Origin of the sequence: Lysobacter sp. Hz25, assembly GCF_046097045.1 — a bacterium.
Lineage (GTDB): Bacteria > Pseudomonadota > Gammaproteobacteria > Xanthomonadales > Xanthomonadaceae > Lysobacter > Lysobacter antibioticus_B.
Genome location: NZ_CP175666.1, coordinates 599,037 through 618,460, shown reverse-complemented (window position 1 = coordinate 618,460; position 19,424 = coordinate 599,037). Strand labels below are relative to the sequence as shown.

The following is a 19,424-nucleotide window of genomic DNA, read 5'->3' as shown; positions in this document are numbered from 1 at the left end:
AGTCCGACGCATCAAATCTGCCCATGCGCCGGGGCGTAGCTGATGCCGATCGTCGCGGTCAACAACACGCGGTAACCGGTACCCTCGAACGGCAAGGTCAGCAACAAGCGAATGCTTTCGGCCGGACGCACGGCCCTTGATCCGTCGCCGCCTTGTTGAATGACGACGAACTCGTCGCTGACGAAATGACACACGGCGACCTGCTCGCTCGCGAGCGACTTTAGGCGAGTACCGACGGCTCTCAACACCTCGTCGCACCACCGCTCGGCAGCCCGCGTCACTCCCTGGCTGGCCGACCACGTTCTGGACCGCTGCGTCGTACATTGGACGCCGTCTTTGAGTCGACGAACCCCCTCATTCCAGGCACCGCTGGGCATCTGCCATACGCCGAGGCCCATGACCTTTCCGTCAAGCCGGCTTCAGACCCTACTACATACCGCGTCGAAGAGAGTAAACCTTTGAAATAAACGGATTCTTCAACAGCGAAAGAACGCCGCCGCCTCGGTCCCGCGCAGCGAACGGTGAATCATTCAGATGCACCGCATCGAGCTCGCGCACCTCATCGACAGCCTCCTGGAGACGGCAACGACATAACCGAGCCGCATGGAAAGCTCGACATCGTCGGCGAAGGGAATCGACAGATAAGCGCAGTCCGGCGAGCGTACATGCGCCAGGTAATCCGGGCTGTAGTCGGCGCTGTCGGCCACGATCAGCGCACCCGGGCGCAAGCGCGCTTCCACCAGAGCCAGCACTTCGCCATACGGCGCCTTGGCGCCATCGAGCACGAGCAGGTCGATCGCATCCGGCAAATCCGAGCTCAAGGCGGAGACCACACCCGACCGATTCTCGGCCGGTATCGAACGCATTCGGCAGGCATGAACGCGCCGTCGCTATCAGCGCCACAACGCTTGCCTCCATCTGAATACGCCGGGCCGGCCATCTCGCTGCGCGACGCGCCTTTCGAAACTAACGCTTTGTATCCTAGTGGCACAGATTTCGTATCGCGACGTCGAAGACACCGCGAACGCCGCGTCACAGAAACCGACTGTCACAACTTCGATACTCATAAATCAGACGACGCACTCGGTTTGCATTCGATATTTTTCAAACTATGGCGCCCTGCTTACGACCACGCAGATAAACAGCCGAGGATCGATGCCATGGCCAAGGAAACCGCCGCTCAGTTCGATCAGCTCGGCGCCCTTTACGAGGACATGGCGAACTGGCCGTTCCGTCGGCGGATCGAAACGCCGAGCGTGAAGACCGCGCTCGGCGATCTGCGCTCGCTCGACGCGCTCGACTACGGCTGCGGCAGCGGCTTCTATTCGAGAGTCCTGAAGAACGGCGGCGCGCGACGCGTGGTCGGCTACGATCTGGCGGACGGCATGCTGGCCTACGCCAAACGTCGCGCGCAAGCCGAACGGGTGGACGTCGAATTCACTTCGTCGTTGACGCCGGATCATGCGGAATCCTTCGACCTGGTGCTTTCCGTCTACGTGCTGCCTTATGCGACGACGGCCACCGAGCTCACCCAGATGTGCGCCGAGATGATGCGTCCTCTGCGCCCGGGCGGCCGACTCATCGCCCTGCCCATCCATCCGCGCTTCGAGCCCGTCCCGAGCTACTACGAGGGCTGCGGCTTTCGCCTCACTCCCGACGACGGCGATACGCCTTATCGCGACGGCAGCCGGATCCGGCTCGACCTTTGCTACCAACAGCACGACGCAAGCGTTTATGCCTGGTACTGGTCGGCCGAATCGATCGACGCCGCGCTGCGGGCGGCCGGCGCCGCCACCGTAACCTGGAGCAACCCCGATATCGACAGGCGCGGCGATCCGGCGCAGGTCCCGCCCGAACTGCAGGCCTACGTCGACAAACCGCATGCCGCGGTCATCGAGTGCCGCAAGGAATAAGCCGCAACGAGCCCGGCGATGGCCGAGTGCGACTGGCGCTCGGCGAGGCCGGTCCGCCTCCAGCCCTGGCGCTCGCTGCGTGGGCTGCGCGATGCCAGCGGTCGCGCCCACGCAACGGGCGCGGTGCCGGACCAGCACGCAAGCGGCGAACGACGCACCAGGACCTGCGACGGCGGACCCGATCCGATCACTGGAGAGACTCATGTCCATCACCGTGGAGGTCGCGCGATCGCTCGAGGACATCGATCGCGAAGCCTACCAATCGCTGTACGAAGCGAGCGGCGCATCGTTCTTCTACGATTGGCGCTTCCTCGACGCGGCCGAACGTTCGCCGCTGCTGGAAGTGCTGCAGCCCTACTATCTCGCGCTCAAGGACCGCGGACGCCTGGTGGCGTTCCTGCCGGCGTATCTGCAGCGCGTTTCCGTCGTCGACCCCTTCGGCCTGCTCGCCGCCAGGGCGAATTTGTTGAGCCAGGACGGCCAGCTGGGACTGTTCAGTCACGTCATGCACTGCTTCGACAGCAGCATCGTGTCCACGCTGCCGAGCGGCGAGGTCTTGCCCTTGCTGCTGAATCGACTCGCGGTCCTGGCCAGACAAGCCCAGGCGCGCTACTTCGGCCTGTTGAATGTCGCCGACGGGCCTTTGCTTCGGCACGCGGCGGACCATGGCCTGTCGACCCGGCACGTCGTCGACCGGTATTACCTCGACTTTCGCGAGCATGCCGGCTTCGATGCGCTCGTCGCCGCGCTGCCCACCGACGGGCGCCGCGAAATGACCCGCCAGTTGCGCCGGTTCGCCGAGACCGACGCGAGCGTGACTCTGGTCGAGCCGCCGTTCGACGACCGTCTCGAACAACTGGCGCAGCTGTGCCAGCAAACGACCGCCCGGTACGGCACGCCGCAGTACTTTCCCGCCGAAGTTCTGGCCCAGTTCGTACGCGCCTGCGGCAACCTGGCCCGTCTGTGCCTGGTCGAGCATCGCGGCGTGGTCGCCGGCGGCCTGATCTGTTTCCTGGACAAGCGCTTCCTGTGCATCTGGTCGGCCGGCATGCGCTACGACCGGACCGACTTCAGCCCGTACACGATCAGCTTCGCCCAGGTGTACCGGCACGCCTTCGAACAAGGAATCCCGATGGTCGAGGCAGGGCGCCTGAACGAACGCATCAAGGCCCGACTCGGCTTGAAACCGCTGCCGCTGTATGCCGCGACCGGCGAAGTGCGGGCGGCAGCGGGTCCAACCCATCCGCACGCTACGGTCCTCCCGGAGGTAGTCCGACATGGAATCGCTTCAACCTAGGTCGTCGCCCGACGACTACCGCGTATTTTCGCGCAGCCTCGACTGCAAGGTCCGGTCGCGCCACCACGCCGAGTATGCGAGCTGGCACGGCAGCGCCGCCTGGAACGGACGCAGGTTCGAACGCTATCCGGAGTACATCATCCGGGCCGCTTCGGTGTCCGACGTGGTTCATACGGTCTTCTTCGCGCGCTCTCATGGCCTGAGCATCGGCATCAAGGGCACGGGCCATAGCTACGCCGGTTGTTTCCTGCAGCAGGACGGTATCTTGCTCGACCTGTCCCTGCTCAACGAGCTGGAGATCGCGCCGGACCGGAACCTCGCGATCGCAGGCCCCGGCGTCACCAGCGCTCAGTTGACGCACGCGCTTTCGCCCTGGGGCCTGGCGTTTCCGACCGGTCACGGAGGCAGCGTGGGCCTCGGCGGCTTCCTGCTCGGCGGCGGCCTGGGCATCAACTGCGATGCCTGGGGCGGCATGAGCGCATTCAACCTGATCGCGGTCGACGTCGTGACCGCCGACGGAGAGATACTGCACGCCGACGAACATCAAAACAGCGAACTGTTGTGGGCCGCCCGGGGCGCGGGGCCTTGTCTGTTCTTCGTGGTGACCAAGTTCTATCTGCGATGCTGGCCGGCACCGGCGGCGATCACGAACTGCACCTACGGCGTCGACGCCGAGCGACTCGCGTCGGCGATGGCGGCCCTGTCGGAGCCGCAGGTCGACTCCAGGCTGCAGACCATGTTCGTGCTCGACCACGCCGATGGCGACGGCGCGGCCGCGCTGCTGAGCGTAACCGCGTTCTGCGACCACGCGGCCGAGGCCGCACGGCTGCAGCGCGAGCTGCGCTCGCGCCTTTCGCCATGGACGCAGACGCAGGCGCAGGCCGAACAGCCCGTCGATTTCGCCGCAATCTATCGGCAAACCGAGGCGATGATGCACTCCAGGCGCTACCGCGCCGACAATGTACTGACCGACGGTGCCGCGCAGACGGCACAGATCCTGCTCGAGCACCTGCGACAGCGCCCGTCGCGTTCCACCCGCGCGCTCGTCATTCCCCGCCCGGCCCACGACTATCCCGACGCTGCCTTCTCGGTGTCCGGGCGATTCTTCGTATCGACCTATGCGCAATGGAACGACGAGCGCGACGACGAGAGCAACCGGGTCTGGCTGAAGTCTCTGTACGACGCCCTGGAACCCTCTTCGAACGGCTGCTACATCAACGAGTTCGACCTGGAAGAGCGGAGCCGGTCGATCGCTCGCTGCTATTCGAGTCGGGCCTGGATGCGCCTGCGATCGCTGCGGGCCCGCTACGACGCCGATGGCGTATTCCACGACCCGGCGCATACCGGCCGCGTGCGTCATGACGATTCCTAGCCCGTGCCCACTGCCTACTGTTCACCGCCCGTCCAACCTTGCCGCCTCGTCGCGAACCGAAACAACGGCGCGCCCGCAGCGACGCTGCGAGCGCCCTGTGCTAGCGTCCTTGCGGCAGGAACGCCGGAGGCCGCCGCCGCTTCCGGGACTCGTGTCGTCGCGATGCGCATGGCTTGCGCGTACCGGCCCGGCGCGAGGGGCGTGAACCGGAGCGGCTTTCAATGGAGGAACAGCGCATGAAAGGATGGATTGCCAAGACGGCCGCATTCGCTCTGGTCGCCGGCGTGCTCGGCTCGGCCATGCCGGCTGCGGCGGAACCGACCTACGCCTGCACCCTGGAAAGAGAGGGCGAGATGTTCCAGGTCGCCTACGATCATCCCTACGACCCCGGCTCGTTGTATCAATGCCGCGCCGCCGCGTGGCGCCTGGTCGGGCTGTGCACCCCGGACCGGGGTTGCCCGCCTGCGCCGGATCCGGGCGGCCCCATCGTGGAGATGTAAGGCGTCGCATCTGCCGCCGGGCGACGCATATCGAGGCGGGGTCCAGCTACGGCCCCGCTTTTGCGCCAGCCGGATGCGAAACCGTGGGCGCCCGGCGTGCGCGGCCGCGGAACCTCCGCCCCGACGGGGCTGCACGCCACGCGCGCCATCCACCTTGACTCGTCGCATCCGGATGCATCTGGACGCCGACAGCGGAACGCATCCGCGTGCCGGCGGCACCACCGATAGGGACGCCGCGCGCCGAGGGCCCGGCTGCATCCGCTCGGTCGCCTCATGATTCAGACCTCGTAGACCCGCGGCGGCAGGGACGCGGCCAGGGGCGGCGCCAAAGCGAATGCCGCGTAGACGCGTTCGGTCAGGTCTTGGCGCGGGGTGACCCAACCGCGTCGCCACAGGGCGCGAGCGATCGCGCCAGACAGCACGATCGCCGCGAAACCGGTGGCGAAGCAGATCGCGCAGAGCCACAGCAGATCCCACTGCGGATCCGGCCCCGCGAACACAGTGATCGCCGCGATCAGCAGCATCGTCGGCAGCGCCAGCGCGCCGAGCATCAGCCTCAACTCCCTCAGCCGGCGCGGGGTGAAAACGGTCATTGCGCGGTCTTGGAAACGGATGCGGAAAATTCCGTGCGAAAGATAGAGTCGACCATCCTCCAGATTGCGCAGCGCATACACCAAGCCTTCATCGCCCGAGGCATCCAGGGGCGCGTCGGCGACGATCTCGACCCGATCGCCGGCGGCCAGGAACGGCGCGACGCAGCGGTTGCCGCGCAGGCAGTAGAACGCCAGGCGCCGCTCGCCGAGCGAAAACCGGTACACGTCGAAATGCAGGTGGTTGCCGCTGCTGGCTTCGCGCGTCAGCCGAAGCTCGCGCAGCCGGCCCTCCAGGCGCATCGGCCGATTCGTCTCAACCTGCATGGCGCCGCCTGCGTTTGCGGCCGCGGGCCGGCGGCCGCCGCGGCGGTAGCGGGTCGTAGTCCTTGTGCTCGTCCACGTCCCCATCCGCGTCGATGCGCTCGTCCTTGCCCTGGCATAGAACGGCAGGCTCGCTTGCAACGGCAGGACGTTCGAACGCCTGCGCACGCGCTCGGCGCAAGCCCGCCTCCGAGGCCTCGATCGCCTCGCGATAGCGGTAGTTTTCCAGCAACGTCGCAGCGTGCTCATATAGCATGATGCCCGTGACGAGAGTCGCCAGACTCGAGACGACCAGCGCCAGCAGCACGCCCCACATCAAGAACCCGTCGCCCGCCCCGGAGAACAACCAGAGCATCGATGCGACCGCGACGATGCAGGCGAGCAGGAATGCCGGCAGCCAACGCTGGCTTCCGACCATGGCCTTGTCGATCAAGGTCGCGCGCTGGGGCGGGATCAGGCTCGGCGCGTCGCCGTCGACGACCACCCAGTGAACCCAGTCCTCCTCCTCGCCCGGGGCCGCGATCAAGCCCAGCGTCGCCGGTGCGGCCCGCGCGATCATCCCTCCCAAGGCGGCCAGGCTGCGCGCCGGCTCGGCGGCCCCACGCGCCTGCACGCGGCCGTACAACAGACGCGGCGGGGCTTCCGCCGCAGCGGTTTCATCGATCCAGTGCAGGCAGTAACGGCCTTCGTCCTCGGGGACGGCAACACGTAGCCGGGCGATACGGCCGCGGCAGGTACGGGCAAGAGCGAGTCGAGGCGACAAGAGAAGTCCCATCCATGGCGAGCCGGCAGGATAACAAGCACGGCCGTCTGCCTTAAAGAAGACGGCCATCGGTTTGAACCGCTGGCCGAGGCTGCCCTCGATGATGGTGACGACGGCGGCTTCGCTGCAGCCCCCGAGGCATGGGGCAGCGCCTGGGTCGTTACCTTAAGACGCACCGCATCCTCGGCATTCATCGTTTCAACCGCCATAACGCGGGTAGACCGCGGGAACTGCGATGGGATCGCGCTGTCGGCGCTTTCGTTCCCCGCCTTGCTTCTTGGCCGTCGCCCGGGTGCATTCGCGCGCGGACCGTTCCGTGCCCGGCGCCAGGGCGGCATCGATGCATACCACCTTCCCGGCGGCCATCATCAACGCCTGGCCGCCGCCGTAATCCTTCACTTCATCGTATTTGAACGGCGTTAACTGGCGCCCGTCAGCATCGAGCAAGGCGAACTTCTTCATCCGGGACACCGCGATAAGCCCGTGCAGGTCCCAGGTCGCGCCGATGTCGCTCTGGTCGTACACCAGCTTGCCGTGGGTATCGAACAACTCCAGCCGATACCGTTCTTCATGGGCTTTTCGGTACTGCATCCTCTCGTACTGATTGAGCGCTTCCGGCGGTGGATTGAGCAAGGCTCTGTAACCGACGGTCCGCCCATAGAAGCTGCCGCCGTTGCGCGGCATGCGCAAACCGGTGACGAAGTTGACCGCCACGCCTCGGTATTCCTGCTCGAACACCATCGCCCAGCCTTGATCGAGTCCTTGGCGATCAATGCCAGGGGAGATGTCGTAGTAAGCGATCGGCAGAACGGACCGCCCCTGGGCATCGCGCAAGCCATCGCGAATCTTCCTGGGCTCGCCCGGGCCGGCGATATTGCGCCGGACCCGATACCACGACACGGCAGGCTTCGCATCCGTGGCGCTTTCGAAGATGCCGCTGTACTCGAACGGGATCACCGTGTCTCCACGGGCGTCGATGACGCCGTAACGCTCTTCGGCCGAGTCGCCCGCTGCCGACTTGACCACGGCCACCGCCCGGCCGTTTTCGAAATGCAGCTCGCGCTCGAACAGCATCGTCGACACCTCGTTGCCTTGCCGGTCGAAACCGCGCAGGCTCTGCAAACCGATGGCCTTGAAGCCCTTGCCGCCAAGATCGCTCAGGTACTGGTAGCCGATCGGAATCACCACCCGCCCGGAGCGGTCGACCACACCGAACCGCTGCTCGCCGTGTTTACGAATACGCGCAAGATACAAACCGTCGCTCATCGTCGACACTTTCTCGTGCGACGGCGCGCGCTGTCCGCGCTCCACGATCTTCGGCGGCTCCGGCTCCGCGACGGATTTTCCGGAGAGCGCCTGATAGTAGCGAACAGGGGCGCAACCCGAGATCGAACACACCAGCGCGATTGCAAGCACCTGCACTACCTTCGACATACGCTCGATCCTTGGGCGCGCAACCGATCACGGAAGGCTGCCATGATTAGCATGAATCTCGACGCCTGCGGAAGGGCAGTCGCAACCGGCGCATCGCCACGCAAGCGGTCAAGGCGCCGGGAAGATCGCTCGTAACGCAGCGACGGGGAGGGCTGCCGGCGACGCCGGAACTGTCGGCAAGAGGCAGACCCCACGTTAGCGCTCCCAACCGGATATGAAGAACGCCGCCCGGTTGAGCACCGCGGGTTCGCGCCAAGGCGAAGGGCGAGGACGATGATCCGTCCTCGCCTTTCGATCGGATCAGTGCCACCGGACTATCGCCCTCGATGCCGCCACATCGGCGTTTGGGCGACTTGCGCGGTTCACAGGGGGAACGGCAGCGGATTGGTGTGGTGGATGTGAATGTTGACTACGCTGATCCGGCATTGAAGATGCAGGAGCGGGACGACCTCGTTGGCACCGGGGTCGGGCCAAACCTGCGACCGATAGATATCGCAGGTGGACTGCGCGAAATTCCCATATCCGCGATAGGCAAAAAGCATCGCGTTATCCCACAATTGCCGGAAGAACTCGACCGATTCGGGGGATGGGGCTACCTTCGCCGAGGTGGGCGCTGTCGCCGTGGGATACGGCGTTGCAGCCGCGGCGTTGTTCGCGCCCAGCAGTGTTGAGATAGCGAGCGCGCCAGCAAAAGCGATCTTCGTGATGTTCATAGTTACGCTCCATGTGATTAAGAACAGCGAGCAACAGACCGCACTGGAGGTGCGACGGCTCCGTTCTTCGTGACGTAGGTGGGACGCCGGAATCCGCGAAACAAGCTTTCGACGACAGTTATTTTCCGGGCCTGCGAGCGGCCCGGCTCAAGAACTGCACGCGGAGTCGGTGTGGCGCCGGATGTGGAGATCCACATCGCATATACAGACGAACTCGAACTGACGGATCCCCTACCTCCGACGACACGGGTGCTCGGTTTCAGGGGCGACGTCACAGTCGATTGCGAGCCCAGCGCACAGGTCGCGACCAGGCGAACGCTGCGAGGCGGTCCACCTTGCAGACGCGGCACTAGGCACCCGCCGGAAGGCCCTGCCATCGCCAGCACACGAGTGCGGACGCAATCTGAATCCAGCTCACGCGATCACAGAATGAAGATTCGTGAGCAACATTACGGCCGGCCAGTGCTTCCATCCTGCCAGGCAACGATCGCGAGCCGACCGGTCGGCACTCGCCGATGCCAGAGAGAGACCGCACCCTCGCCCCCCCCCGAAAGAAGGAGACAGCCGCCATGTCGGATTTAACCTCCCGAAAGCAGTCCAAGGACGCCGCACGCTCGGTAGTCGTGACCCTGCAGAACGACACGCCCTACGACCTGGAACTCAACAACAATTCGGAGAGCCTGCCGGACGGGAAATGGGACGACTATCCTCCGACGGTCATCAGGTCCGGAGAAAGAGGCGAGTGGAAGTCCGAGTCCGACCGCTTCGGGACCGGGACGTATGGATCGGTGAGCTACTACATCCTCGACCAGTCGCGGAACTCGGTATCGGTGAGTTGGGACGACCCCTATAACGGCAGAAATTCCGACGGCGGCGGCGTCAGCGATAACAATCGATACAAACTCGACATGCCGGGCTCGATCGACGGCAATAACGCCGAGATGGATTTCACGCTCCGGTACCTCGGCTGAGACACGCAAGCACCCTGGCCGGTTCGATGCTACCGACGCCCCGGCCCAGCGCCATAGCTGCGCTGGCCCGGGGCGGAACGTGAATGCCTGCCGGGGCGCACGGAGAGCCGGACTCAATTACTCCCGGCTTACGCCCAACTATTCGTGCAATGGCTCAGTTTCCCAGCACTCTGGGCTGCGCCGCGGCCGCAACTAGGGGCTGGCCGCACCAGGGCGAATATACCGCTTGAAGAAGTCGACATAGCCGGCGTATGCCGCTATCGGGTCGGCTTCATAGCGCGTGTCCGCATCGTAGGTGCAGTGCGCACTGCTGCCGAACGCTTTCGCGTACGCACGACACAGCGCTGGCCCGAAATCCGGGTAGTGGATCGGATCGCGCTTGCTCATTTCCTCCAGCGACAACAGCCGCCCCACCTCCGGGCTGTCGTAGATCAAGCGGACCGGAGGATCCGCCTTGACGCCTGCGTTGACGCTGCCGATCGCGCTGCCGAACTGGTCGTGCTTCGGGTGTTGCTGGTTGAACGCAGCGGTGAACCTAGCCCGATCGCCCGCGATCAAGAAGCGATTGGCGAACTCCGCACCGGAATACGTCGTCTGCGCGTTCACCGCGTAGACCGCGTTCACGCGCGTGGATTGGCGCGCGATCGGGTCCGGGCTGTCCGGATCGCGCATGTCGTCCTGCAGCGCCGTCCACACCGCCAAGCTCCCACGCGACTGCCCGACGAAGAACACGTTGCGTTTGTCGATGTTCAGCGCATCGGCATTGGCGCGAATGAACTGCAGTGCATAGGCGAGATCGTAATGCGGAACGCGCGGATCGGTATCGCTGTTCGTCAGCGCATCGTTGGTCACCGGATGCCGGAATTCGATCGACGCGAACGAGAAGCCCGCCCGCAGCGCCGGAACGACCAGCGCCTGATACATCGGCGAGTCTTCCGCCAACGCCTTGCTCATCCCGTTCGGATGCGCCCAAACGATCAACGGCGTAGGCGCCGTCGACGGCGTGCGGTAGAAGTCGAACTGCTGCTCCAGCGTTCGCCCTCCCAGGGTCGGCTCCAGCCAGACCTCCGCCCCGTAGCAAAGCCCAGGCCCCTTCGCGCCCATAGGCAGTTTCGCCGGTACGCATGCGCCGGCATCGGCGACAAATAGGGCCAACGCCGCGCCGACGCACACCAGCCCCGCCCACAGGCGCGACCTCGTATTACGCCTCGTTGCTTCCTTTTCCAGAATCATCGTTTCGCTCCATGATTGATCGCCGGCGCGCGGGACGCGGCCGACCGCCATCCAACGCACCACCAAGCCAACGGTTGACGAGCCTGTCCGGCAACGCGGAGCCCGACGCTGTGCGGACCGGTTAACGCTTTTCGTCGCCGAACTTCGGGCCGCGGCAGGGACATATCAATGCGCCGTCGCGGCACTGACCCAGACTCGGCCGCATGCCGCGGTGCGGGCAGTGATCAGCCGCGGAGACGACGGTGCCGCCTGCGCGGTACAACATCGACGGCGGCTGCAACAACAACGCGCCGACGGGGTCTTCGCCCACGTCTTCGCCGCGCGTTACCGGTCACCAGTAAAGCGAGAGCTCAGCGTGCATGAACGGTCGCCCATTCCGTCAGCGCCTTGCGCTCGCTCGGTTGCATCTCCGTGGCATTCCCGGGCGGCATGCGCTCGCTTCCCACCGCTATCGCGATCTGACCGGCGTAGCGAGGCAAGTTGTCGGGAGTGAAGACGATCCCGCGAGGCGGCGAGGCCATCCCCGGAAAACTGGGTTGCGCGGCGTGGCAGGCCGCACACCGGCGCAGAACGATCTCTTCCGCGCGCAATGGGCGTCTATCGATTGCGGAACCATGCGCATGGGCCTCGACGCGAACTCGATCGAACCCGTGCCGGACCGATGCAAGCCAGCCAGCTCCCAAGCCCAGGGTCAGCACCGCACAAGCCGTGATCCAGCGGAATTGCGCGGGCATGACGCCGCCGTTCCTGTGCGTCGCTTCCAGTATCCGCCGCGAGATCACGCTGAGGACGAGGACCGTGGCGATCGTGAGAAATGCGTGGCCATTGGCCCGCACGACGGCTCCCATATGGCTGGACAGCATCAGGAAGACTACCGCCGGCAAGAGGAACGAATGATGGTTACGCCGATCCCAGAGTTGCTTCTTTACCGGATCGGGACGCTCGCCCCTGATCAGGGCGTCCACGGCTTCGCGCGTCGCCGGATAGAGGTACCACAGAATATTGGTGGTGATGGTCACACCCAACATCGCGCCGACCTGGATCATGGCGCCGTGCTGCGAGAACAAACTCGCATATGCGTAGACCCAGGCAAGGACATGGATCGCGCAGGAAAAATGGTAGGTGCGCCGATAACGAAGCGGAATGCGGTTGACGGCCTCGTTGATCAATGGGGCGCCTAGCAACCCCAGTAACGAGACAGCGATGGCCGTTCGCCCCGACATCGAAAGAACACCGGGATCGATCAGATAGGCTTCGGGCTGGCGGTAATAGATGAGGCCGAGTAACACCAGGCCCGTCATGAATAGCCAGCGAATCTGATTGAACGACCAGACCAGGCCTTCGAGCTCCGAAGCCGTCGGCGCGGCCACTTTCGTGGTCCTCCAGAAACTCAGGCTGTGGGTATCCCAAACCTCCAACTCGGCTTGCGGACCGATCAGCGGGCGAGCCCGGAATGCCAGGCGTCTGAGCCACAAGCCGAAACCCATCCATGCGACCGCAGCAAGCACATGCAACCAGCGCGCTATATCGGCAGCGAAATCGAGCAGGGCGTCCACCATCACGAGATCTCCTTCAACCCTGTCTCGATGATCGAGAAACTCGTCTCAATAATCGGGCGCTTCCTGGTTCCGGCTGGTACCGCCATAAAACGCTACTTCTGAACAGCGCGGCGTTTCACTCACGGACTCTCACTGCACACACTCTCGCTGCTCCCTACAAATGGGGTCTTGGCACACAATCGCTATTCAAAGCATCCGCACAGGTGCCTTGAACTTTGGCCAAGAACCGGTTGCCTGGATTGGGTCGGCCATCGGGCAAGTTGGCCCCCTCTGGCCAATGAAATCCGATACGGTGCAGCGGCGATTGTTCTCAGGCGTTCGCCGGATCTCACTCACACGCATATATCGGCGTCTTGTCATTGACCGACCTGGACTGCCGGACCGGCTCGAACCGCGAACGCAATCACCGGGACGCCATCGCCGCTCATGTGCAAGTCTCGGCACAGATTGCTTCAAGGCCGCAATCGCAATGGAGGAGACGAGCGTTCGCACGCGAAACATCTCCTTCTGCAAATGTGATTGATCCCGCGTTTATCTGTGATTGTCATCGGTGTCTTGGTCTTCTATTCGCGTACACCCTCCCGAAGTATGGATTCAGATCGTGCCACCCGATCTTTCCAGCACTGCGCGGCCAATCCAATCGCTGCGCTACTAACTACATAAAACAAACTCTAGGGGAGTGGATATGAATAGTGCATTCAAGCGACATCCGCGCATTTGCGCGCTTTCGGCGGCGGTAGCGCTGTGCGTCTCCGGCATCGCCGGCGCGCAGCTGCCGGAGAACCGGCCGGAAGGAGATCCCAACCGTGTGTGGGTCCGCTTCCAGCCGGGCCAGAAGGCCCAGGTCAAGACGCAGATCCAACAGACCGTGAGCGCGGTGCGCGCCGAGACGGCCAGCATGGCTCGAGCCGCTGGCGCGTCCGCGCCGAGCATTTCCAACGGCAAGACGCATTACGAATTCGATCACCTCAACGCGATGGTGGTGTCGCTGCCCGAGCAGGTGCTGCGCAAGCTGCGCAGCAACCCGAACCTGGTGGTGGAGCGCGACGTACCGCGATACCCGATGGCGGAGTACCTGCCCTACGGCATTCCGCAAGTGCAGGCGCCCGATACCGTCGCCAGCGGCGCCGATGGCAACGGCGTCAAAGTCTGCGTCATCGACTCCGGCTTGCGCGCCAGCCACGAAGACTTCGCCGGCATTACCGTCAGCGGATATGCCAGCACGGGCCAGACCTGGAACACCGATACCTGCGGCCACGGCACCCATGTGGCCGGCACCATCGCCGCGGTCGGCAATAACGGCAAGGGCGTAATCGGCGTCAGCCCGGGCAAAGTCTCCCTGCACATCGTCAAGTACTTCGACGGCCCCAGCTGCGGCTTCAGCTACGCCTCCGACCTGGTCAACGCGGCCAACCGCTGCGCCCAGGCCGGCGCCAAGGTCATCAACATGAGCTTGGGCGGCGGGCTGCCCAGCAGCAACGAGAGCACGGCGTTCACCAATCTGTTCAACCAGGGCATCGTGTCGGTGGCCGCCGCCGGCAACTCCGGCAATACCACCAAGAGCTATCCGGCCTCCTATCCCGATGTGATCTCGGTCGCGGCGATCGACGCCAACAAAGCCAAGGCCTCGTTCTCGCAGTACAACGATGCGGTGGATATCGCCGCGCCGGGCTCCGATATTTCCAGCACCTATCCCAAGATCGGCCAGCCCGTCACCGTCGGCAGCCAAAGCTTCGACAGCCTGCCGATGGTGGGTTCGGCCTCGGCGGCGGCAAGCGGCGGCCTCGCCGATGGCGGCCGTTGCACCGCGGCCGGCGCCTGGAGCGGAAAGATCGTGTTGTGCGAGCGTGGCGACAACACCACGTCCGACAAGGTGAACTTCGTCAAGAGCGGCGGCGGCCGCGGCATCATTCTGTACAACAACGTCTCCGATCCCTTCCCCTACAGCACCGGCCTTCCCGGTGGGGCCACCACCACCCTCAGCGCCGTCGCCGTCAGTCAGGGCAGCGGGCAAGCGCTGCGCGGCTTGGCCGGCCAGACCGCCTCCATCACCCCCAGCTACACCTTCGACGTCAACGCCTATGCCGTGCTGAGCGGCACCTCGATGGCGAGCCCGCACGTCGCAGGCGTTGCTGCGCTGTTGTTCAGCGCCAAGCCCAGCGCGACCGCCACGGAAGTGCGCAATGCACTGACCAGCAGCGCACTCGACCTGGGCACGGCCGGTCGCGACAACGAGTACGGTTTCGGCATGGTGCGCGCGTTCGAAGCGGTGGACGCTTTGATCGGCGGCGGCCCGGGCAACCAGGCGCCGGTGGCGAACTTCAGCTCCGCCGTCAGCGGCCTGACGGCGACCTTCACCGACAGTTCGACCGACAGCGACGGCAGCATCGCTTCGCGCAGCTGGAACTTCGGCGACGGCACCGCGGCCTCCACCGCCACCAATCCCAGCCACACCTATACCGCGGCCGGCACCTATAGCGTCAGCCTGACCGTCACCGACAACGCCGGCGCCACCCACACCAAGACCGCCTCGGTCACGGTGGCGGCCCCGGGCGGCGGCGTGCAGACCTATACCAACGACGCCGACTATGCGATCAGGGACAACACCACGATCGAAAGCCCGATCACGGTGGCCGGACGCACGGGCAACGCCCCCAGCAACGCGCTGGTCACGGTGGCGATCGACCACAGCTTCCGCGGCGACCTGCGTGTCGACCTGGTCGCGCCGGACGGCTCGCTCTACTCCATCAAGGGCTTCAATGCCAACGACAGCGCCGACGATGTTCGCGGCACCAAGACGTTCAGCCTGACCACTGAAGGCTTGAACGGCACCTGGAAGCTGCGCGTACAAGACAACGCGACCAACGACATCGGCACGCTCGAGAGCTGGAGCATCAAGTTCTGATGAAGGCAGCCGACAGGAATCGTAAAGCGATTCCGTCACTGCGCTTGCAGATGAGGTAAAGGACCCCGGCTTCGGCCGGGGTTTCTTCTTTTGGAAAGCTCGAAGGTGAAGACGTAGCTATGCGACGAAACGCCTTAGTCGGTCCGGACAGCCAGAATTGATTCACTGTTATTGCCGTTCCATATGGGCGACGAGTCGTAGCTGACGCACCCCCTGCCCCGCGGCCCGAGTCCTTCACTGAAAGGCCAGCGTGAGGACGCGCAATGCATCGCGCGTCCGCCGGTCGCTGAGGTTGCTATAAAGCATCACGTCCTGCGAACGAATCGGCGGCAGCGACAGGAGCCCGCTGACGTCCATCGTCCCCGGCGGCGCCGCGCGCCGCGCGAGCAGGGCCACCGCGAGGCCGGCGACCGCTGCGGCCCCGAGGATCGCGGCCCCCTTGCCTACGAAGACTTCGCGCCATTCGACCCCGGCCCGGTCAAGCGCGCGCACCGCCTCGGAGCGTATGCGGCACGACTCGCCTTGCGTCGCCAGCGGCAATGACTGGCCGGCGCGCGGCTCCCAGCCAGCTGCCGCGAACCACGAAAAGGATTCCGCGAACACCACCTTGCCGCGCTTGCCGCGATCCTCGGGACGCAGCACCAGCACGGCGTCGAGCTCGCCGCGTTCCTGGCCTTGCATGAGTTCCTTGGTGCCGCCGATGCGCATCTCGACCAGCAGATTCGGATCGTGGTCGCGTATCTGTCGCAGCAGAAGCGGTAGTTCGCTGCCGACCAATTGCTGGTTGATGCCGATCGCCAACCTGCGCTGGTCGGTCTCGAAAGCAGCGGCCGCGCGGTCGTGGGACGACACCAGTTCGCGCGCCACGCCGAGAAAGGCCAGTCCCTCGACCGACAGGCGAACGTGCCGCGGCGTGCGCTCCAGCAGGCGGCGGCCGAGTTGCGTTTCCAGACGCTGCAGCTTGAGGCTGACTGCGGACTGGGTGGTGCCCAGCACGTCAGCCGCGCGGGTGAAGCTCTGCAAGTCGGCCGCCAGCAGGAAAGCCCTGATCGCGTCCACATCCATCGCTTTCATGCCGAAAGATTCGATTTTGAAATGCCAGATATCTTTGTAAATGCATTCTTCATATCGATCAAGCGGCTTAGCATGGGCCGATCGACCCCAAGCCATAAGGACTCACCGCGATGAAACCACTGACCGGCGTATTCGTCGCAATGCTGGCGGGACTGGCCGGGCGCGACGCGCCAGTGCCGACGAACGTCTTCCCATTGCAAGGCACCTGGACCCTGGTCGCCGCGGACAAGCTCTTGCCGGATGGGAAGACGACGCGGGATTACGGCGAGAACCCCAAGGGCAGGCTCGTCGTCGATACCAAGGGGCGGTATTCGCTGCAGATCTTCAAATCCGAACGCCTGCATTTCGCCAGCGACAGCAAGGCCGATGGCAGCGTCGACGAATTCGAGTCCGCGGTCATGGGCAGCAGCACCCACTACGGCACGATAACAATCGACGATCAGGCGGGGTTGCTGGCGTTCTCGATCGAAGGCTCGTCCTTCCCCAACTGGGAAGGCACGACACAGAAGCGCGAGTACAAGTTGCATGGCCCCGAACTGCGCTACAAGGTGCCGCCCCGGGCGGATGGGAGCATCCCGGTGTCGGTGTGGCGCCGGCTTGATTAAGCCCTGTCCCGTTTCCGTTCGGGGCTATTGCGCCCTCGATTAAACCCTCAACCGATGGAACCCTCATGCCGCACTTCGTAGTCGACTGCTCTCAGGGAATACTTCAGATTCACGACGAAGCATCGATCATCGCTCGGCTGCATCGAGTGGCGAAGCGGACATCAAGGTCCGCACACGCCCCTTCGGCACCTATTCCGTCGGCGGCAGGCAGGAAGATTTCATCCACACCTTCGCCTGGATCATGCAGGGGCGCACCGTCGAGCAACGCGCCGCCTTGTCGAAGGCGATCGTCAGCGAGCTGGCCGGGATGTTCCCCCAGCTTCCTCGCATTGCCGCGAACATCGCCGAATTCGAGCAGACGACCTACTTCAATCGCGCGATGATCTGACTCAGCGGTCAGGCTCGGGCGCGGCTGGGCGCGGCGATCCGCATCGATTGATAGATATGCCACCGGGCCGCGAAACGGCTTCGGCTTGAATGAATGGTCAGACGGCTGGCTCGTGCAATCTGCTCTCCGCCGAGCATACGGAGCTATTGCTCATTTACCGAAGTCCGCCCGCACTTGCCACCAGAAACTCAAGCCTAATCCGGCGATACCCAGCGGCGCTCCGATGATCCAAGCCGCAGTTTCATTCGGAATGCAGGCAAAAACGAGCCAGCACAGCGCGGCGGTAACGGCGAAACCGACATAGAGCCGCCATGACAAGAACAGCTCCCCGAACTCGAGGATATCCATGATCGCCATTGGTCTCTCCCTTGCCGTCTAATGCCCGAATCGGTGCCGCGCCGCGAAGCGGCTTCGGCTTGATGAATTGTCAGGAGTGACGCCGCTCACCTGCCACCCCTTCTTTTTTGGCGGAACAGGAGGAAGGCGACGCCGAGGCCGGCACCCAAAGCGAGAAAGAACCAAGTAAAAATGTCTCTCTGACCGGTAACGGCCAGAAACAGCCCAAGACCAAAAGATAATGCCGCGAATAGAGGCTGCACGGCGCGCTGGGCGGACAACAAACCTATATTGCGGATGGACGCCTGCTGCACCATCGACAAAGACTCGGCGAATGGTCGGCAGCTTTCGGAACAAGCGAGTCCTCGCTCTACTTGGACAGCGCATGTGCGACAGACACCCTTGCCACAGGATTTGCAGACCCCCACGGCTGCCATGTTGGGGTGCGCGAAACATTCCATCGACTCACTCCTAAATATTTATATTAAGCCCGACCCGCAGCGCGAACAGCAGGGAGCCGACGCGGCTGCAGCTACGGCGCGAGTGCCGAGGCCGCGACGCGGGTCCGGTTTGAACGAATTGTTAGACGTTAGCGTATCCAACTGATCGCTTGGCCGATATGGCGCCCGACCCGCATCACCAGGCGTCCACCCGTTACGCCAGCCTCAGTTCGACGCTGTGGCACGGTGGCGCCACAGGTACCCGCCCCCCCTCTTGGCGGGCCGATAGGGCGATTGGAGGGCGATTGGAGGGCGGTGAGGGCCAAGAGGAATGGCATCAGAGGCTCATACGCCCCCTCTTGCGCAGCCCCAGCTCCGACGGGCTGCAGCTGCCGGCCCGAGGCGCCTTCCCCGGGCCATCGGCGCTGCTGCTTGACAGGTTGCCAGGTAGAGCTGGACCCTGCGCGCTATGAATATCGATATCGAAAAGCTCAGCCTGTCGGAACTGACGTCCCTTCTGACCGCCGCGGAGCGGCGCAGGCAGTTGATAGCCAGCCGTCGCCCCATTGCCTTGGTTCGTCGGAAGGTTATCGCATTGGCTGCCCAGCACGGTTACACGATCGAAGAACTCTATGGAGATCGGCCGGTAACCGAGATTGCCGGCAAGAAGCGGGCGCCGCGGCGAAAGACGGGCAAGGTCGCCGCCAAGTACCGCGACCCGGATAACAAGCGCAACACCTGGTCGGGCCGTGGCCGGATGCCGGTGTGGTTGGCCCAGAAGACGAAGTATGGCCGGAGCGTCACTGACTTCCTGATTCCGGGCCTGGCAAAGCCCACCGCCCGCAAGAACAGTCCAATAGGCCAACGAACGCTCATCAAGCAGGGCTGACGCAGAATCCCTGATGCGCGAGGAAGCTCGCGCGGGCTCCATTCGGCCTCTTATGCCCCAGCAGGCGTGCCGCGATCGCCGCTCAGTCGGTGCGCCAACCCAGCAACGCGATGGACCG

21 protein-coding genes are annotated in these 19,424 nt (G+C 64.3%); 9 read left to right on the top strand and 12 right to left on the bottom strand.

What is annotated here, in order from left to right; translation table 11 throughout:
* Positions 1 to 11: 11 nt before the first annotated feature.
* Positions 12 to 398 carry a diguanylate cyclase domain-containing protein gene (locus tag ACKN61_RS02595; protein ID WP_408952171.1) on the bottom strand — a complete coding sequence of 129 codons (387 nt, stop codon included), beginning with the start codon at positions 396 to 398 and terminating at the stop codon, positions 12 to 14.
* Between the two features lie 132 nt (positions 399 to 530).
* Entirely contained in the window at positions 531 to 809 is a 279-nt protein-coding gene (locus tag ACKN61_RS02590) for a hypothetical protein (protein WP_408952170.1), read from the bottom strand.
* Positions 810 to 875: 66 nt separating this feature from the next.
* On the opposite strand from ACKN61_RS02590, the gene ACKN61_RS02585 reads away from it, so the two are divergent.
* The 4 genes from ACKN61_RS02585 (at position 876) to ACKN61_RS02570 (ending at position 5,082) form a co-directional block, all read left to right on the top strand.
* Complete coding sequence (locus tag ACKN61_RS02585; RefSeq protein WP_408952169.1) at positions 876 to 1,913, top strand: class I SAM-dependent methyltransferase; 1,038 nt, start codon at positions 876 to 878, stop codon at positions 1,911 to 1,913.
* A gap of 202 nt (positions 1,914 to 2,115) precedes the next feature.
* A complete protein-coding gene (locus tag ACKN61_RS02580) occupies positions 2,116 to 3,210 on the top strand; it encodes a GNAT family N-acetyltransferase (RefSeq protein ID WP_408952168.1) in 1,095 nt (364 codons plus the stop codon).
* Entirely contained in the window at positions 3,191 to 4,582 is a 1,392-nt protein-coding gene (locus ACKN61_RS02575) for an FAD-binding oxidoreductase (RefSeq protein ID WP_408952167.1), read from the top strand. The genes ACKN61_RS02580 and ACKN61_RS02575 overlap by 20 nt, the downstream gene beginning before the upstream one ends.
* A 236-nt stretch (positions 4,583 to 4,818) precedes the next feature.
* Complete coding sequence (locus tag ACKN61_RS02570; protein ID WP_408952166.1) at positions 4,819 to 5,082, top strand: hypothetical protein; 264 nt, start codon at positions 4,819 to 4,821, stop codon at positions 5,080 to 5,082.
* Positions 5,083 to 5,360: 278 nt separating this feature from the next.
* Here the strand turns inward: ACKN61_RS02570 and ACKN61_RS02565 are convergent, their stop codons facing one another.
* From ACKN61_RS02565 to ACKN61_RS02550, 4 genes are all read right to left on the bottom strand, one after another.
* On the bottom strand, positions 5,361 to 5,975 hold the full coding sequence (locus ACKN61_RS02565) for a hypothetical protein (protein WP_408952165.1): 615 nt from the start codon (positions 5,973 to 5,975) through the stop codon (positions 5,361 to 5,363).
* 13 nt (positions 5,976 to 5,988) lie between these two features.
* Positions 5,989 to 6,771: a hypothetical protein gene (locus ACKN61_RS02560; RefSeq protein WP_408952164.1), complete on the bottom strand. Its 783-nt coding sequence runs from the start codon at positions 6,769 to 6,771 to the stop codon at positions 5,989 to 5,991.
* Between the two features lie 186 nt (positions 6,772 to 6,957).
* Entirely contained in the window at positions 6,958 to 8,193 is a 1,236-nt protein-coding gene (locus tag ACKN61_RS02555; protein ID WP_408952163.1) for a WG repeat-containing protein, read from the bottom strand.
* 362 nt (positions 8,194 to 8,555) lie between these two features.
* On the bottom strand, positions 8,556 to 8,906 hold the full coding sequence (locus ACKN61_RS02550; protein WP_408952162.1) for a hypothetical protein: 351 nt from the start codon (positions 8,904 to 8,906) through the stop codon (positions 8,556 to 8,558).
* Between the two features lie 569 nt (positions 8,907 to 9,475).
* Between ACKN61_RS02550 and ACKN61_RS02545 the strand changes: the two genes are divergently transcribed.
* A complete protein-coding gene (locus tag ACKN61_RS02545) occupies positions 9,476 to 9,877 on the top strand; it encodes a hypothetical protein (RefSeq protein WP_408952161.1) in 402 nt (133 codons plus the stop codon).
* Between the two features lie 192 nt (positions 9,878 to 10,069).
* On the opposite strand, the gene ACKN61_RS02540 is transcribed toward ACKN61_RS02545, so the two are convergent.
* The 3 genes from ACKN61_RS02540 to ACKN61_RS02530 form a co-directional block, all read right to left on the bottom strand.
* Positions 10,070 to 11,110 (bottom strand): hypothetical protein, encoded by a 1,041-nt coding sequence (locus ACKN61_RS02540; RefSeq protein WP_408952160.1) that lies wholly within the window; start codon positions 11,108 to 11,110, stop codon positions 10,070 to 10,072.
* A gap of 121 nt (positions 11,111 to 11,231) precedes the next feature.
* Positions 11,232 to 11,375, bottom strand: a complete 144-nt coding sequence (locus ACKN61_RS02535; RefSeq protein WP_408953746.1) for a Rieske 2Fe-2S domain-containing protein — start codon at positions 11,373 to 11,375, stop codon at positions 11,232 to 11,234.
* An 85-nt stretch (positions 11,376 to 11,460) separates the two neighbouring features.
* Positions 11,461 to 12,669, bottom strand: coding sequence for a urate hydroxylase PuuD (locus ACKN61_RS02530; protein WP_408952159.1), 1,209 nt, complete (start codon positions 12,667 to 12,669; stop codon positions 11,461 to 11,463).
* A gap of 685 nt (positions 12,670 to 13,354) precedes the next feature.
* Here ACKN61_RS02530 and ACKN61_RS02525 point away from each other — a divergent pair.
* Positions 13,355 to 15,574, top strand: a complete 2,220-nt coding sequence (locus ACKN61_RS02525; RefSeq protein WP_408952158.1) for a S8 family serine peptidase — start codon at positions 13,355 to 13,357, stop codon at positions 15,572 to 15,574.
* Between the two features lie 234 nt (positions 15,575 to 15,808).
* Here the strand turns inward: ACKN61_RS02525 and ACKN61_RS02520 are convergent, their stop codons facing one another.
* On the bottom strand, positions 15,809 to 16,648 hold the full coding sequence (locus tag ACKN61_RS02520) for a LysR family transcriptional regulator (RefSeq protein WP_408952157.1): 840 nt from the start codon (positions 16,646 to 16,648) through the stop codon (positions 15,809 to 15,811).
* A 110-nt stretch (positions 16,649 to 16,758) separates the two neighbouring features.
* Between ACKN61_RS02520 and ACKN61_RS02515 the strand changes: the two genes are divergently transcribed.
* Together ACKN61_RS02515 and ACKN61_RS02510 are read left to right on the top strand one after the other, a co-directional pair.
* Positions 16,759 to 17,253: a lipocalin-like domain-containing protein gene (locus tag ACKN61_RS02515; RefSeq protein ID WP_408952156.1), complete on the top strand. Its 495-nt coding sequence runs from the start codon at positions 16,759 to 16,761 to the stop codon at positions 17,251 to 17,253.
* 241 nt (positions 17,254 to 17,494) lie between these two features.
* Complete coding sequence (locus ACKN61_RS02510; RefSeq protein ID WP_408952155.1) at positions 17,495 to 17,641, top strand: hypothetical protein; 147 nt, start codon at positions 17,495 to 17,497, stop codon at positions 17,639 to 17,641.
* A gap of 150 nt (positions 17,642 to 17,791) precedes the next feature.
* Here the strand turns inward: ACKN61_RS02510 and ACKN61_RS02505 are convergent, their stop codons facing one another.
* Together ACKN61_RS02505 and ACKN61_RS02500 are read right to left on the bottom strand one after the other, a co-directional pair.
* Entirely contained in the window at positions 17,792 to 17,998 is a 207-nt protein-coding gene (locus tag ACKN61_RS02505; RefSeq protein ID WP_408952154.1) for a hypothetical protein, read from the bottom strand.
* 86 nt (positions 17,999 to 18,084) lie between these two features.
* Entirely contained in the window at positions 18,085 to 18,294 is a 210-nt protein-coding gene (locus ACKN61_RS02500; protein WP_408952153.1) for a hypothetical protein, read from the bottom strand.
* Between the two features lie 592 nt (positions 18,295 to 18,886).
* On the opposite strand from ACKN61_RS02500, the gene ACKN61_RS02495 reads away from it, so the two are divergent.
* Positions 18,887 to 19,306, top strand: coding sequence for an H-NS family nucleoid-associated regulatory protein (locus ACKN61_RS02495; protein WP_408952152.1), 420 nt, complete (start codon positions 18,887 to 18,889; stop codon positions 19,304 to 19,306).
* The last annotated feature ends 118 nt before the right edge of the window (positions 19,307 to 19,424 follow it).